Raw genomic sequence first — 14,030 nt, 5'->3', positions numbered from 1 at the left:
AGAGCCCCGCGGCCGTCCGCGCTGGGCGCCGGTGAGACGAACGGGACTTTCATCTCAACTTGTGCAAGGTAAGTCCCGTTCATCTCGCCTGAGCGGGGGGAGCCAGGACGAGCGGGGTGCGAAAGTGGCTTTCGCAACGTCGCCCGAGCGGAGAAGCGGCGGACTCGTGAGTGGCAGGGCTGGTCAGAACCGTTCTCACCACTCACGAGCCCCGCTTCCCGTCGGTCGCCCTGGGCAGCCGTGATACCCGCGGCGGGGCGAGCGAGTTGTGAAAGCCACTTTCGCAACGTCGCCCTGGCGTTGGACGAAGTCCTCATCGGAGTTCCACCTCCGCGCCGCGGTACAGCGGCCCCACCAGCAGGCTGCCCCAGTTCGGCACCTGATCCGGCGTCGTGCCCATCGCCGGCGACACGAGCAGGTCGATCAGCCGCTGTTCGTCCGGCGTGTTCACCACCGAGCCACCGGCGCTCCCGCCCGAGGGCAAGGTCCCGTTCGAAGGCAGGGTGCCGTCGGGGTCCCTCGGCGGCGCGGGCTTCGAAGACCCGTCGTCGATGGCGCCGTCCGGCGGGTACTGCGGCCAGCGTCCCGGCGGCGGGACCTCCGGGTAGCACCGCGGGCCGCGTTTGTCGTCGTACTTCGGCTCGTCGACGCCGGGCAGGTATTTGCCGCGGCTCGGCGTGAACTCGATCGTCACCCGGCTGACCTCGGGATGCGCGGTGCCCTTGCCGAACGCGAGTTCCGCGCGGGGCACCGATCCGGCCAGTTGCTTGAGCAGGCACGGGTACTCCGGCGCGTACTTCGCGAGGACGTCCAAAGTGGGCTGCAGGCTGGTGGTGAGGCGGATCAGGTTGTCCTGGTTCACTTTCAGGAAGCTCGTCAGATCGATCGAGGCCGCTGTCACCGTCGAGTAGACGTCGGCGAGACCGCGCTGGCTCTCGACCAGGGTCTTGCTCGTGGTGGTCAGATCCGACAGCGCGGCCAGCAGATCCGGCGCGGCCTTGTCGTAGACCTTGGCGGCGTCGGCCAGTCCGGTGATGTCGGCCTTGAGATCGGGCAGCGACGGGTTCACTTTCCCGAGGTAGTCCGAAAGCCCGGCCAGTGTCGAGCCGAGTTGCTTGCCCTGACCGTCCAAAGCGGACGCGACGGCGTTGAGCGTGCTGGCCATCTTCTCCGGCTGGACGGCCTGCAGCAGCGGCATGACGTTGCCGAGCACGGTTTCGAGCTCGATCGCGCTGCTGCTGCGGTCCTGCGGGATGACGTCGCCCTCGCCGATGTGCCGTTCGGGCCGTTCGGGAATCTGCAAAGCGACGTACCGCTCACCGAACAGCGTCTTCGGCAACAGCCGCGCGGACACATTGGCCGGGATGACGGCGGTCTTGTCCGGTTGCAGCGCCAGATCCATCGTCGCGTGATCGCCGTGGGCCTGGATCGACCGCACCTCGCCGACGACCATCCCGCGCACCTTGACGTCCGCGCCCTCGCGCATCTGGTTGCCGATGCGGTCGGTCTCCAATTTCACCAGGGTCACCGTGGTGAAGGCCTTCTGGTAGAAGGCGATGGTGGTGACGAAGAACAGCACCACCACCACGAGGAAGATCAGCCCCAGCACCTGGTGCCGGAGCCGTCGAAGCAGAATCCCCCTGTTCACCCGGAAATCCTCACCGTCGTCGTGGCGCCCCAGATCGCGAGGCTCAGGAAGAAGTCGAGTACCGAGATCAGCACGATCGACGTCCGCACCGCGCGCCCGACGGCGATCCCCACCCCGGCGGGCCCACCGCTGGCGGTATAGCCGTAATAGCAATGGGAAAGGATGACGAGCACGCTGAAGATGATCACCTTGAGGAACGACCAGAGCACGTCCTCGGGCGGCAGGAACAGTGTGAAGTAATGGTCGTAGGTGCCCGCGGACTGGCCGTAGAGCCAGATGGTGATCTGCCGCGAGGCAAGGTAGGACGAGAGCAGGCCGACGGCGTAGAGCGGGATGACCGCGCTGACGCCGGCGATCACCCGTGTCGTCACGAGGTAGGGCAGGCTCGGCACACCCATCACTTCGAGCGCGTCGATCTCCTCGGAGATCTTCATGGCGCCCAGTTGCGCGGTGAATCCGCAGCCGACGGTGGCCGAGAGCGCGAGCCCCGCCGAGAGCGGCGCGACCTCGCGGGTGTTGAAGTAGGCGGAGATGAACCCCGTCAGCGCGGCCGTGCCAAGCTGGTTCAGCGCCGAATAGCCCTGCATGCCGACGATGAGACCGGTGAACAGCGTCATCCCGATCATCACGCCGAGCGTCCCGCCGATCACCGCGAGCGCGCCGGTGCCGAAACTGACTTCGGTCAGCAGGCGGAAGACTTCGCGGCCGTAGCGCCGGATGGTGCGCGGGGTCCAGGCCAGCGCACGGAAGTAGAAGGACAGCTGGCCGCCGAAGCCCTCCAGCATCGCGCCAGGGCGCGCGATGATCTCGAGGGTCCGGTCCGTAACAGCGGGTTCGGCTGCCATGTCACATCGCCTTCGGCGGCACGATCCGCAGGTAGATCGCCGTCAGCACGACGTTGATCAGGAACAGCAGCAGGAAGGTGATGACCACGGCCTGGTTCACCGCGTCCCCGACGCCCTTCGGCCCGCCCGCCGGGTTCAGCCCGCGGAAGGCCGCGACCACCCCGGCGACGAAACCGTAGAGCAGCGCCTTGATCTCGCTGATCCACAGATCCGGCACCTGCGCGAGGGCGTTGAAGCTGGCGAGGTACGCACCCGGGGTGCCGCCCTGCATGACGACGTTGAAGAAGTAGCCGCCGAGCACCCCGACGACACTGACCAAACCGTTCAGCAGTACCGAAACCACGATCGCCGCCAGGACGCGCGGCACGATCAGGCGCTGGATCGGGTTGACCCCGAGTACCTCCATCGCGTCGATCTCTTCGCGGATCTTGCGAGCGCCGATGTCGGCGCAGACCGCGCTGCCGCCCGCGCCCGCCACCAGCAGCGCGGTGATCAGCGGACTCGCCTGCTGCACGATCGCGAGCGCGCTGGCCGCGCCGGTGAACGACTGCGCGCCGATCTGCTGCGTCAGCGATCCCAGTTGCAGGGCGATGACCGCGCCGAACGGGATCGCCACGAGCGCCGTCGGCAGGATGGTGACGCTGGCGAAGAACCAGCACTGCTGGATCCATTCGCGGAACTGGAACGGGCGTTTGAAGATCGCGCGCAGGACCTCCCACGACAGGGTCGCGAGCCTGCCGACCTGTGTGAGCGCACCCATACCCGGGACGGACACCGACGCTCCCACAGAACCTCCCAGTAGCCTGCCCCGAGTCTTACTCCACCTGTCAACGCCCCATTGCGTTAGCGGTGTTCACTTGCTCTCGGCACCTCCGCGCTAAAACTTGAGGGCGTGCGTCGCGGTCGCGCCGCCGTCGGCGACGAACTCCGAGCCCGTGCTGTACGAACTTTCGTCACTGGCCAGGAACAAGACGAGTTTCGCGATGTCCTCCGGCTGCCCGACACGGCCCAAAGCGACCTTCTTGCCGACCCACGACATGTCGATCTTCTGCCCGCCCGCCGCCGCGGCGACCATCGGTGTGTCGATCGCGCCGGGATGGACCGAATTGACCCGGATGTTCTTCGCGCCGAGTTCGAGCGCCGCGACCTTGGTCATCCCGCGGATCGCGAACTTGCTCGCGGTGTAGGCGACGAGGAACGGCATCCCGGCGAGTCCTTCCACAGAGGACACGTTGACGATGGAGCCGCCTCCGGCCCCGGTCATCGGTTCAACGACCGAACGCATCCCGAGAAACGCCCCGATCTGATTGACCCGGATGACGCGTTCGTAGTCGGCCAGCGTGGTCTTGCCGAGTTCCGAGAAATGCAGGATTCCCGCGTTGTTGACCAGCACCGTCGGCGGTCCGAACTCCGACACCGTGCGCTCGATCGCGGCGTCCCATTCGCTCTCGTCGCCGACGTCGAGATGCTGATAGACGGCCGATTCGCCGAGGTCGGCGGCGAGTTTCTTGCCGTCGAGGTCGTTGATGTCGGCGATCACCACGCGCGCGCCCTCGGCGACGAACAGCCGCGCGGCCGCTTCGCCCTGGCCACGGGCACCGCCGGTGATCAGGGCCACCTTGCCGTCGAGCCTGCCCATCGTCATCTCCTCTGATTCACGGCAGCGACATGATTTCGGACGCGGAGAACATGCGTTCCGGATCGCGGTCGGCGAAGTAGCCGCCCACGCTCGTGGCGAGTTCTTCGGTGGTCCAGGTGCCGTTGACGGTGTCGAACCGCTGCTCCACCGACGGCGGCCGCATGAGCGCGACCATCCCGCCGTAGACGAGGAACACCTGACCGTTGACGCGGTCGGACTCCGGCGAGCAGAGGAAGGACACGAACGGCGCGACGTGGTCGACCGAAAGCGGGTCGATCCCCTCCGGCGCGTCGGCCCCGAAGACCCCTTCGGTCATCGCGGTGCGGGCGCGCGGGCAGATCGCGTTGGCGCGGACGCCGTAGCGGGAGAGGCCGCGCGCGGTGGAGACGGTGAGCGCGGCGATACCGGCCTTGGCCGCGCCGTAGTTCGGCTGGCCGGGAGCACCGAGCAGGAACGACTCCGAGGCGGTGTTGACCACCCGGCCGTACACCGGCGCTCCGTCCACTTTGGACTTGTCGCGCCAGTACGCCCCCGCGTTGCGGGAAAGCAGGAAGTGCCCGCGCAGGTGGACCCCGAGCACGGTGTCCCATTCCTCGTCGGACATCGAGAACAGCATCCGGTCGCGCAGCACGCCCGCGTTGTTGACCAGGACGTGGAGTCCGCCGAAGTGGTCGACGGCGGCGGCAAGCAGCGCGTCCGCGGTCGAGGACTCCGACACGTCTCCGGTGACCGCGACGGCCTTGCCGCCTTCGGCCTCGATCTCGTCGGCCACCACCTGCGCCGCCGTCGAGACGTCGTTGACCACCACCGAGGCACCCGCCGCGGCCAGTGCCAGCGCCTCGGCCCGGCCGAGTCCCGCGCCGGCCCCGGTGACGATGGCCGTCTTGCCGTCCAAACCCACTCCGGGCCTCCTCACGTCTCCGCACACACTAGAATCTGTTCTCGCTCTGTGCAAGGCCTGAGTAAACGGCGCTAACTACGCATGAGCAGCGCGTTCTTCGGGCAGCTCGCCACAGCTTGAGTAACACGTTCTACTTGGTTCGCCGGAACTTCGGCCGACGCGAGGACGAGCTCCTCCTCGTCGTCGAGATCGAAGACCTCGGGCGCGAAGCCGACACAGATCGCGTTCGCCTCACAGAGTGAGCGATCGACGTCGATCTCCATATTCCCTCCTCGCCGCCATACCTGGTACAACTAGAACAGGTTCTACCCTACCGCCGCGAGCGGCCATGGCACCAGTAACGAGCACCGACGGCAGAGGTGACGGATGCGGATCGACTACACGCCGGACCAGCGGGCCCTGGCGGGGGAACTGCGGGAGTACTTCGCCGGATTGATGACACCCGAGCGCCGCGAAGCACTGGCCGGAGACGGCGGCGAATACGGCGACAGCGTGGTGTACAAGGAAATCGTGCGCGAACTCGGCAGTTCGGGCTGGCTCGCGATCGGCTGGCCGAAAGAGTACGGCGGACAGGACCGGCCGATGCTCGACCAGCTCATCTTCACCGACGAGGCGGCCGCGGCCGGGGTGCCCGTCCCGTTCCTCACGGTGAACACCGTCGGGCCGACCATCATGCGCTACGGCACCGAAGAGCAGAAGGCGTTCTACCTGCCGAAGATCGCCGCCGGCGAACTGCATTTCGCGATCGGCTACTCCGAGCCCGGCGCGGGGACGGACCTGGCCGCGCTGCGCACCCGCGCGGTCCGCGACGGCGACGACTACGTGATCAACGGCCAGAAGATGTGGACGAGCCTGATCGAGTACGCCGACTACATCTGGCTGGCCGCCCGCACCGACCCCGACGCCCGCAGGCACAAGGGCTTGAGCATGCTGATCGTGCCGACCTCGGCCCCCGGCTTCTCTTGGACGAAGGTGCACACGGTCGCCGGACCGGGCACCAGCGCGACCTACTACGACGACGTGCGGGTCCCGGTGACCTCCCGGGTCGCGGGCGAGAACGAGGGCTGGCCGCTCATCACGAACCAGCTCAACCACGAACGTGTCGCGCTGACCTCGGCCGCCCCGATCCAGACGTCGTTGCGTGAGGTGCGGACCTGGGCGCAGACGACCAAACTGCCCGACGGCTCCCGCGTCATCGACGCGCCGTGGGTGCGGCTGCACCTGGCACGGATCCACACCCACGCGGAGTACCTGAAACTGCGGAACTGGCGGATCGCCTGGGCGGCCGCGAGCAGCGATCTCGGCCCCGCGGAGGCTTCGGCGACCAAGGTGTTCGGCACGGAGTTCGCGACCGAGGCCTACCGGCTGATGATGGAGATCCTCGGCGCGGGCGCCGTGGTCCGCGAGGGCTCCCCCGGCGCCCTGCTGCGCGGCCGGGTCGAACGGCTGCACCGCTCGTCGCTGATCCTCACCTTCGGCGGCGGCGCCAACGAGATCCAGCGGGACATGATCGCCGCGACCGCCCTCGGCCTGCCCATCACGCGCTAGGAGGCACAGATGGACTTCACGCTCACCGAAGCGCAACAGGATCTCGCGTCGCTCACGCGCCGGATCCTCACGGACAAGGTCACCCCCGACGTGCTGGGGCCGCACGGTTCCGGCGGGTTCGACGCTCCACTGTGGACCTCGCTGGCCCAGGCGGGAGTGGTCGACGCCGCCCTGCCGCAGTCGGTGGGCGGTGGCGGCTACGGGCTGCTGGAGCAGTGTTCCGTCCTGGCCGAGATCGGCCGCGCGGTCGCGCCCGTGCCGTATCTGACGTCCGTGGTCATGGGCGCGGCCGCGGTGGCCAGGTTCGGAGACGGCAGGCTCGCCGAGCGCTGGGTGGTCCCTGTGCTGCGCGGCGACCACGTGCTCGCGGTGGCGCTGCCGGACTACGGCATGCCGTGCGGGTTCACCGCCGAGACCGACGGCGACGGCTGGCGGCTGACCGGCGCGCAGACCGCGGTGCCTTCGGGCGCTTTCGCGCACGGCTTCCTCGTCGAAGCCGCCATCGACGGCGGACGGCAGGTGTTCCTGCTCGACTCGGACTCGGTGACCGTCTCGCCGCAACGGACCGTCGACCACGCCGACGCGGCACTGGTCGAACTGTCCGGCGCGAAATCCGCGGTCTCGCTGGGCGACATCGGCGAATGGCTGCGGCTGCGCGGGACGATCGGTGTCTGCGCGCAGCAGCTCGGCGTCGTCGAACGGGCACTGGAACTGACCGCGGCGTACGCGGGGGAACGCAAGCAGTTCGGCCACCTCATCGGGAGTTTCCAGGCGGTGCGGCAACGGCTCGCGGACGCCTACGTCGACGTCGAAGCCGTCCGGCTGACGTTGTGGCAGGCCGCCTGGCGGCTGAGCGAGGGGCTTCCGGCGGCCGAAGAGGTCGCGACGGCGAAGTTCTGGGCCGCCGAGGCCGGGCACCGGGTCGCGCATACCGCCGTGCACATCCACGGCGGGGTCGGCATCGACGTCGACCACACCCTGCACCGCTACTTCGTCGCGGCGAAGCGGCTCGAGTTCACCTTCGGCGGGGCGACCGTGCAGACGCGGGGCCTCGGCGATCTCCTGGCCGCGGACCCGGCGTGACGACCACGGTCACGGAACTCCTGCTCGCCCGGGCAGAAGACCCGTCGACCGGGCTGCTGTTCGAAGACCGGCGCTGGTCGTGGGCGGAGCACGTCCGGGCCTGCGCCGGGCACGCCGCCGCGCTCACCAGGACGCTGCGTCCCGGCGGGCATTTCGGGCTGCTGGCGGACAACGTCCCCGAGTTCTCGTTCCTGCTCGGCGGCGCGGCGCTGTCGGGTCACGTGCTGGTCGGCCTGAACCCGACGCGCCGGGGCGCGGCGCTGGCCCGTGACGTCGCGCTGGCGGACTGCGAGCTGGTGTTCGCCGAGGAGAAGTACCTCCCGCTGCTGTCCGGGACGGATGTCCCGGTACTGCCGCTGAGCGAGTTCGAGCCGCTGCGGGAGGCCGTCGTCCCGGTGGCCGCGAAGCCCGAAGACCTGCTCATGCTGATCTTCACCTCCGGCACCAGCGGCGACCCGAAGGCCGTCCGGTGCACGCACGGCAAGATCGCCTATCCCGGCGAGATGCTGGCCGTCCGGTTCGGTATGTCCACACAGGACACCGTGTACGTGTCGATGCCCCTGTTCCACTCCAACGCCATCATGGCAGGCTGGTCGGTCGGGCTCGCCGCGGGCGCGGGGGTCGCGTTGCGGCGCCGGTTCTCCGCGTCCGGCTTCCTGCCCGACATCCGGGAGTTCGGCGCGACCTACGCCAACTACGTCGGCAAGCCACTGTCCTATGTGGTCGCCACTCCCGAGCGGGACGACGACGCCGACAATCCGCTGAAGGTGGTCTACGGCAACGAAGGCACGGAAGCCGATCTGGCTGCTTTCGGCAAGCGTTTCGGCTGCCACGTGGTCGACGCGTTCGGCTCGACCGAGGGCGGCGTGAACTTCGGCCGGGACGCCAGCACCCCCGCCGGTTCGCTCGGCCGGCTGCTCGACGGCGTCGCCGTCCTCGATCCGGAGACCGGGAAACCCTGTCCTCCGGCGGAATTCGACGCGGACGGCAAGCTCCTCAACGCCGCCGAGGCGGTCGGCGAACTGGTCAACACCGGCGGAGCCGGCTTCTTCGCCGGGTACTACGGCGATCCGGCCGCCGAGGCCGAGCGGATGCGCGACGGGATGTACCACACCGGCGACCTGGCGTACCTCGACGCGGACGGCCACTGCTATTTCGCCGGACGGCTCGGCGATTGGCTCCGCGTCGACGGCGAGAACCTCGGCACCGCCCCGATCGAACGCGCGCTCCTGCGGCACCCGGCCGTCCGGGAAGCGGCGGTGTACGGCGTGCCGGATCCGCGAGTGGGCGACCGGGTGATGGCCGCGCTGGTCTGCCGGGCACCGGTCGACGCGGACGAGTTCGCCGCTTTCGTCGCGGCGCAAGGCGATCTCGGACCGAAACAGCGGCCCCGGTTCGTGCGGGTGGTCGAGGAACTGCCGCGGACGGCGACGCACAAGATCCTCAAGCGGGAACTCGCGGCGGAAGGTGTCGCCGAGGCCTGGGAACCGCGGTATCCCGACGCCTGACCCCCAGATGATCCCAGGGTCGGAACCGGTGATCTTCCTGATGCCCCGGCACGGTCTCAGTTCCTAAGTTCGGCCTATGACACGAATTCCGGGCCGGATCGGTGTTCTCGCCGCGGCGCTCGCACTCCCCGCCGTACTGATCGCGCCGTCGGCTTCCGCCGCCCCCGTCCGTTTCAGCCTGCCCGCGCCGACGGGCCCGTACGCGGTCGGCAGTACCGACCTGCACCTGGTCGACCGCTCCCGTCAGGACCCGTGGGTTCCCGGTTCCTCCCGGGAACTCATGGTCACCGTGCGGTACCCGGCACTGCCGAGCGGGAAGCCGAAAGCTCCGTACATGGCGCCAGGAGTCGCGAAAGTGGTCGCCGAGGGAGACGCCGTCAAACTGGGCATCGGCGCGGATCAGCTCGACTACCGCTTCCCCACCAACGCGCGGATCGGCGCGCCCGCGATCGGCGGGAAGCGGCCTGTCCTGCTGTATTCGCCCGGGGGCACCTTGTCCCGTTCCCACGGCACCAACCAGCTGGAACAGCTCGCGAGCGAGGGCTACGTCGTCGTGGCCATCGATCACACCCACGAGGCGGAAGCGGTCGAGTTCCCCGGTGGCCGCGTCGAGAAGAAGGCCTTGCCGCCGTCGAGCATCGAAGTGTCGAAGCGAGTGATCGAGACCCGCGTCCAGGACACCAAGTTCGTCCTCGACGCGCTCAGACTGACCAGGGTCGGCATGTTCGGCCACTCCGCCGGCGGGTTCACCGCGGGCGAGACGATGGTGACCGACCGGCGCATCGTCGCCGGGGCGGACCTCGACGGCAGCATGGCCCACTCACAGTCCCAGCGGATCTTCGGCCGCGTCGCCGACGAGGGGCTCGACAGGCCGTTCCTGCTGATGAGCGCGGGAAACCACAGCGCCGCCTCGGACGCGTCCTGGCAGGAGTTCCAGCGCAACCAGCGCGGCTGGACCGGCGAGACACGTCTGCCGGACGGCGAGCACTTCAGCTTCACCGACTACCAGACCTTGTTGCCGCAGCTGGGCAACGCTCCGGCCGCGTTCATCGGCACCGTGGACCCCGCGCGCAGTATCGCGGCCCAGCGTGCCCGGCTGAGCGAGTTCTTCGGCCGGAACCTGCGTCAGCGAAGCAGCGATGTGACCAGTGTGTCCTTGAGCCGCGCCTCGTAGTCGCCGTCACTCCACACCTGCACGCTTTGCGAACGGGTCGTGCATGGCGATGCGGCTTCTCTTTTGCGGGGAAGGGCAAACGTGGCTTGGTCGCGGATGGCCTGTGGCGATGTCGCGAAAGCCACTTTCGGGACATCAGGTGTCCCGAAAGTGGCTTTCGCGACACGCGAGCCGGCCCGCTCACGACCGAGATACGTTTGCCTTACCCCTCAATGAGTACTGGACATCCGTTACAAGGGAGGACAGCGATGACCACCGAGGAGATCATCACCTCGCTGGAACGCGCCTGGAACGCGGGCGACGGGCAGGCGTGGGCCGCGAACTTCGCCGAGGACGTGGACTTCGTCGACGTCGTCGGCCGCATCCAGCGCGGCCGCGCGACGATCGCACGCGAAAGCCAGAAGATCTTCGACACCATCTACCGGGACAGCAGGCTGCAGCTCCGCCAGGTGTCGAGCCGCCCGCTCGGCGGCGGGTTCGACCTCGTGCACACCGAGACGGTGATGTCCATCCCGGCGGGCCCGCTCGCCGGGGAACAACGCGCGGTGCAGACGATGCTCGTCCACGACGGGCGGGTCGCCGCGTTCCACAACACGATCCGGGGCGACATCGCGGAGTTCACCGGCCACGACGCGGACCTCGCGGCGAGGTCTCCCCAGGACTGGGATTCCTGATCGGCGCCGCCTTCGGCAGACTGACGGCGTGACGCGCCTGAGGAAGCACTGGCTCTGGCCGCTCGTGATCAGCGTGCTCGCTCCTGCTCTACATGCCCGTCCTCCGCGCCTGGAAGACCCGGTGCGTACGGCTGGTCGACGAGATCTACCCCCTGCCGCCCGACGCGCGGCCCAGTGAGGACTGGCTCGCCGGACGCGCCCGGCTGACCCAGCTGCTCGGGAGCGACACCACGGTGGGCAAGACCGTCACGGCGGCGTTCGGGATCCTCGCGCCGCTGGCGGTGAGCGTGCTCGCCGTGGTGCTCCCCGGGCTCAAGTAGGGGCGTTGATCGGCCGCAGCCGCCGCGGCCCGGTGTCGGGGCGGGACGGCGGCGGGCCCAGCACGATCCGGGCGTTGGCGACGAAGGCGCCGTCCGGCGAGGCCAGGATCGGGTCGAGCGTCATCGAGCGGACCTCGGGGTTGTCCTCGGCGAGCGCCGCGACGCGCAGCACGATGTCCTGGAGCGCGGCCAGATCCGCCGGTTCGTCGCCGCGGTACCCGGTGAGCAGCGGTGACGTCCGCGGTTCGCGCAGCAGCGTGGCGGCGTCGACGTCGGTGAGCGGGACGGCGCGGTAGGCGCGGTCCCCCAGCAGCGTGCTGACCAGTCCGGAGAGCCCGAACGAAACGAGCGTGCCGAACGACGGGTCGTCCTGCAGCCCGATCACGCACGAAATGCCCTTGGGCGCCATCCGCTGGACGTAGACCTCGTCGTCGCCGGAGATCTCCCGCAGATCGAGGTACGCCCGCCGCACTCCGTCCACAGAAGACAGATCGAGCCGCACCCCGGCGAGGTCCGGCCTGCCGCGCAGCCGCTCGTCGACGGCCTTGAGGGTGACCGGGAAACCCAAGTCCTCGGCCGCTTTCACCGCCTCGTCCGCGGACGTCACGACCTGGAACGGGACGACGTCGATGCCGTAGCAGCCCAGGAGCCGGACAACGTCTTCGTCGGAGAGCAGTGTCGTCTTGCCGTCCTCGCCGGACAGGAGTTCGTTGACGATCACCTGCGCCTGCTCGGCGTGCAGTCCCGCGGGCCGCACCAGGTTGCCCTGCGGCCGCTGACGCCACGCGGCGTAGCGCACGACGCGCGCGAGCGCGTTCACCGCGCGTTCGGGGCTGGGGTACGACGGGACGGAACCCCGCGTCGGCACGCCGTCCTCGGAAAGCACGGCCAGTTCGTCCGGCACGCCCTCGACGGCGAGGAAGGTCGACACGATGGGCTTGTTCTTGTCCATCTCGACGACGGCTTCCCGCAGCGCGCGGGCGTACGCGGTGCCCGGGATCGCGAGCGGGGGCACGAAGACCACGACGAGCGCGTCGGTCTCCGGGGAGTTGAGTGCTTCGCGCACGGCCGCGGCGAATTCCTCCGGACTCGCCTGCGGCCCGACGTCGACGGGGTCGGAAGCCAGCCGGAGGCCCTGCGCCCGCGCGGTGTCGGCGGCGAGCAGCCCGATCGCGCTGGAGTTGCCCACGATGGCGATCCGCGGCCCGGCGGGCAACGGCTGATGGGCGAAGACCAGCGCGGTGTCGAAGAGTTGCGCGAGCGTGTCGACGCGGACGACGCCCGCCTGCTCGAACAGCGCCTGGACGCTGGACTCGTCGACCTCGGCCGACGTCGCGGCGAGCTGCGGGCGGACGGCGTGCCTGCCCGATTTCACCGCCACCACCGGTTTCGTCCGCGCCAGCCGCCGGGCGAGACGCGCGAACTTGCGCGGATTGCCGAACGATTCCAGGTACAGCAGGACGAGATCGGTCGCCGGATCCGTCTCCCAGTACTGGAGCAGGTCGTTGCCGGAGACGTCGGCCCGGTTGCCCGCCGAGACGAACGTCGAAAGCCCCAGGCCGCGCGCTTCGGCGTCGGCGAGGATCGCGGTACCCAGCGCGCCGGACTGGCAGAAGAACCCGGTGCGGCCGCGGGCGGGCAGGCGGGGCGCGAGGGTGGCGTTGAGCCGGACGGAGGCGTCGGTGTTGAGCACGCCCAGCGCGTTCGGGCCGACGACGCGCATGCCGTGCGCCCTGGCCTCTCCGACCAGCCTCAGTTCGGCGTGCAACCCGTGCGGGCCGGCCTCGGCGAACCCGCCCGAGACGATCAGGAGCGTCTTGACCCCCTTGGCCAGCGCACCGTCCAAAACGGACTCGACGGCCTCGGCGGGAACGGCGACCAGCGCGAGGTCGACGTCCTCGGGAATGTCCACGACGGACGGATAGGCGCGCACACCGCGGACGGACTTGTGCTCCGGGTTGACCGGGTAGACGGTGCCTGCGAAGTCGGCGCTCAGCAGGTTGGTGAGGGCGACATAGCCGATCTTCGTGGGATCGGTGGACGCGCCGATCACCGCGACCGACTTCGGGTGCAGCAGGTTGTGCACGCTGCGTGCCTCGGCGGCCTGTTCCCGGGAACGGGCGACCGCGAGGGACTCCTCGGTCGGATCGATGTCGAACTCCAGGTGCAGCACGCCTTCCTCGATCTCGCGGCTGACCTGGTAGCCCGCGTCTCGGAACACGCGGACCATCGCCGCGTTCTCGGCGAGCACTTCGGCGACGAAGCGGCGGAGGCCGGATTCCGAAGCGGCGGCGGCCAGATGCTCCAGCAGGATCGATCCGAGCCCGCGGCCCTGGTGGGTGTCGTCGACGACGAACGCGACCTCGGCCGACGGCCCGTGTTCGAGCCGTTCGTAGCGGCCGACGGCCACGATGTCGTCGCCCAGCAACGCGACGAAGGCGACCCTGTCGTGGTGGTCGACGACGGAGAACCGTTCGAGGTCCCGCTGCGGGATCCGCGGATAGGCGCCGAAGTACCGGAAGTACCGGGTGCGTTCGGACAACCGGCCGTGGAAGGCGACGAGCCCGTCGGCGTCGCTGGGGATCACCGGGCGCAGGTGCACCGTGCCGCCGTCGGAGAGCAGGACGTCGGCCTCCCACTCGCGCGGGAAGTCGAACGGGTCGCGGTTACCGGTGTCCTCACTGGCCATG

The 14,030-nt window shown here is 69.3% G+C and carries 13 protein-coding genes; 6 read left to right on the top strand and 7 right to left on the bottom strand.

Translation table 11 applies throughout. From position 1 onward, the window contains the following. Window positions 1-313 precede the first annotated feature (313 nt). The 6 genes from HDA45_RS34000 to HDA45_RS33975 all read right to left on the bottom strand — a co-directional run bounded on the left by HDA45_RS34000 (window position 314) and on the right by HDA45_RS33975 (window position 5,296). On the bottom strand, window positions 314-1,648 hold the full coding sequence (locus tag HDA45_RS34000; protein ID WP_184902316.1) for an MCE family protein: 1,335 nt from the start codon (window positions 1,646-1,648) through the stop codon (window positions 314-316). Beyond that, window positions 1,645-2,493 (bottom strand): MlaE family ABC transporter permease, encoded by an 849-nt coding sequence (locus HDA45_RS33995; protein WP_184902314.1) that lies wholly within the window; start codon window positions 2,491-2,493, stop codon window positions 1,645-1,647. The genes HDA45_RS34000 and HDA45_RS33995 overlap by 4 nt, the downstream gene beginning before the upstream one ends. Before the next feature lies 1 nt (window position 2,494). Further along, on the bottom strand, window positions 2,495-3,253 hold the full coding sequence (locus tag HDA45_RS33990) for an MlaE family ABC transporter permease (protein WP_101606438.1): 759 nt from the start codon (window positions 3,251-3,253) through the stop codon (window positions 2,495-2,497). Window positions 3,254-3,370: 117 nt separating this feature from the next. Beyond that, window positions 3,371-4,132, bottom strand: coding sequence for a glucose 1-dehydrogenase (locus tag HDA45_RS33985; RefSeq protein ID WP_184902312.1), 762 nt, complete (start codon window positions 4,130-4,132; stop codon window positions 3,371-3,373). Between the two features lie 16 nt (window positions 4,133-4,148). Then, complete coding sequence (locus HDA45_RS33980) at window positions 4,149-5,033, bottom strand: 3-oxoacyl-ACP reductase (RefSeq protein ID WP_184902310.1); 885 nt, start codon at window positions 5,031-5,033, stop codon at window positions 4,149-4,151. Between the two features lie 71 nt (window positions 5,034-5,104). Further along, a complete protein-coding gene (locus tag HDA45_RS33975; RefSeq protein WP_184902308.1) occupies window positions 5,105-5,296 on the bottom strand; it encodes a ferredoxin in 192 nt (63 codons plus the stop codon). Window positions 5,297-5,399: 103 nt separating this feature from the next. Here HDA45_RS33975 and HDA45_RS33970 point away from each other — a divergent pair, with 103 nt between their 5' ends. From HDA45_RS33970 to HDA45_RS33945, 6 genes are all read left to right on the top strand, one after another. Continuing rightward, the gene (locus HDA45_RS33970) at window positions 5,400-6,581 is read left to right on the top strand and encodes an acyl-CoA dehydrogenase family protein (protein WP_184902306.1); all 1,182 of its coding nucleotides are present in this window, start codon (window positions 5,400-5,402) and stop codon (window positions 6,579-6,581) included. 9 nt (window positions 6,582-6,590) lie between these two features. After that, complete coding sequence (locus HDA45_RS33965; protein WP_184902305.1) at window positions 6,591-7,664, top strand: acyl-CoA dehydrogenase family protein; 1,074 nt, start codon at window positions 6,591-6,593, stop codon at window positions 7,662-7,664. Beyond that, complete coding sequence (locus HDA45_RS33960; RefSeq protein WP_184902303.1) at window positions 7,661-9,172, top strand: AMP-binding protein; 1,512 nt, start codon at window positions 7,661-7,663, stop codon at window positions 9,170-9,172. The genes HDA45_RS33965 and HDA45_RS33960 overlap by 4 nt, the downstream gene beginning before the upstream one ends. 76 nt (window positions 9,173-9,248) lie before the next feature. Next, window positions 9,249-10,346: an alpha/beta hydrolase family protein gene (locus HDA45_RS33955; RefSeq protein ID WP_184902301.1), complete on the top strand. Its 1,098-nt coding sequence runs from the start codon at window positions 9,249-9,251 to the stop codon at window positions 10,344-10,346. Between the two features lie 248 nt (window positions 10,347-10,594). Further along, on the top strand, window positions 10,595-11,020 hold the full coding sequence (locus HDA45_RS33950; protein WP_184902298.1) for an SgcJ/EcaC family oxidoreductase: 426 nt from the start codon (window positions 10,595-10,597) through the stop codon (window positions 11,018-11,020). A gap of 92 nt (window positions 11,021-11,112) precedes the next feature. Further along, window positions 11,113-11,340, top strand: a complete 228-nt coding sequence (locus HDA45_RS33945) for a hypothetical protein (RefSeq protein WP_246480882.1) — start codon at window positions 11,113-11,115, stop codon at window positions 11,338-11,340. On the opposite strand, the gene HDA45_RS33940 is transcribed toward HDA45_RS33945, so the two are convergent. Further along, entirely contained in the window at window positions 11,333-14,029 is a 2,697-nt protein-coding gene (locus HDA45_RS33940) for a bifunctional acetate--CoA ligase family protein/GNAT family N-acetyltransferase (RefSeq protein ID WP_184902296.1), read from the bottom strand. The two genes, HDA45_RS33945 and HDA45_RS33940, sit on opposite strands and share 8 nt — an antisense overlap. Between the last annotated feature and the right edge of the window lies 1 nt (window position 14,030).

This window comes from Amycolatopsis umgeniensis, from assembly GCF_014205155.1.
Lineage (GTDB): Bacteria > Actinomycetota > Actinomycetes > Mycobacteriales > Pseudonocardiaceae > Amycolatopsis > Amycolatopsis umgeniensis.
The sequence above is the reverse complement of the archived record's forward strand: the minus strand, read 5'-3'. Positions and strand labels throughout refer to the sequence as shown.

Excerpts from the sequence above, each read along its gene's own strand:
- HDA45_RS33995 (WP_184902314.1), bottom strand. The coding sequence starts at position 2,493 with ATGGCAGCCGAACCCGCTGTTACGGACCGGACCCTCGAGATCATCGCG.
- HDA45_RS33990 (WP_101606438.1), bottom strand. The coding sequence starts at position 3,253 with ATGGGTGCGCTCACACAGGTCGGCAGGCTCGCGACCCTGTCGTGGGAG.
- HDA45_RS33985 (WP_184902312.1), bottom strand. The coding sequence starts at position 4,132 with ATGGGCAGGCTCGACGGCAAGGTGGCCCTGATCACCGGCGGTGCCCGT.
- HDA45_RS33975 (WP_184902308.1), bottom strand. The coding sequence starts at position 5,296 with ATGGAGATCGACGTCGATCGCTCACTCTGTGAGGCGAACGCGATCTGT.
- HDA45_RS33970 (WP_184902306.1), top strand. The coding sequence starts at position 5,400 with ATGCGGATCGACTACACGCCGGACCAGCGGGCCCTGGCGGGGGAACTG.
- HDA45_RS33965 (WP_184902305.1), top strand. The coding sequence starts at position 6,591 with ATGGACTTCACGCTCACCGAAGCGCAACAGGATCTCGCGTCGCTCACG.
- HDA45_RS33955 (WP_184902301.1), top strand. The coding sequence starts at position 9,249 with ATGACACGAATTCCGGGCCGGATCGGTGTTCTCGCCGCGGCGCTCGCA.
- HDA45_RS33950 (WP_184902298.1), top strand. The coding sequence starts at position 10,595 with ATGACCACCGAGGAGATCATCACCTCGCTGGAACGCGCCTGGAACGCG.
- HDA45_RS33945 (WP_246480882.1), top strand. The coding sequence starts at position 11,113 with ATGCCCGTCCTCCGCGCCTGGAAGACCCGGTGCGTACGGCTGGTCGAC.
- HDA45_RS33940 (WP_184902296.1), bottom strand. The coding sequence starts at position 14,029 with ATGGCCAGTGAGGACACCGGTAACCGCGACCCGTTCGACTTCCCGCGC.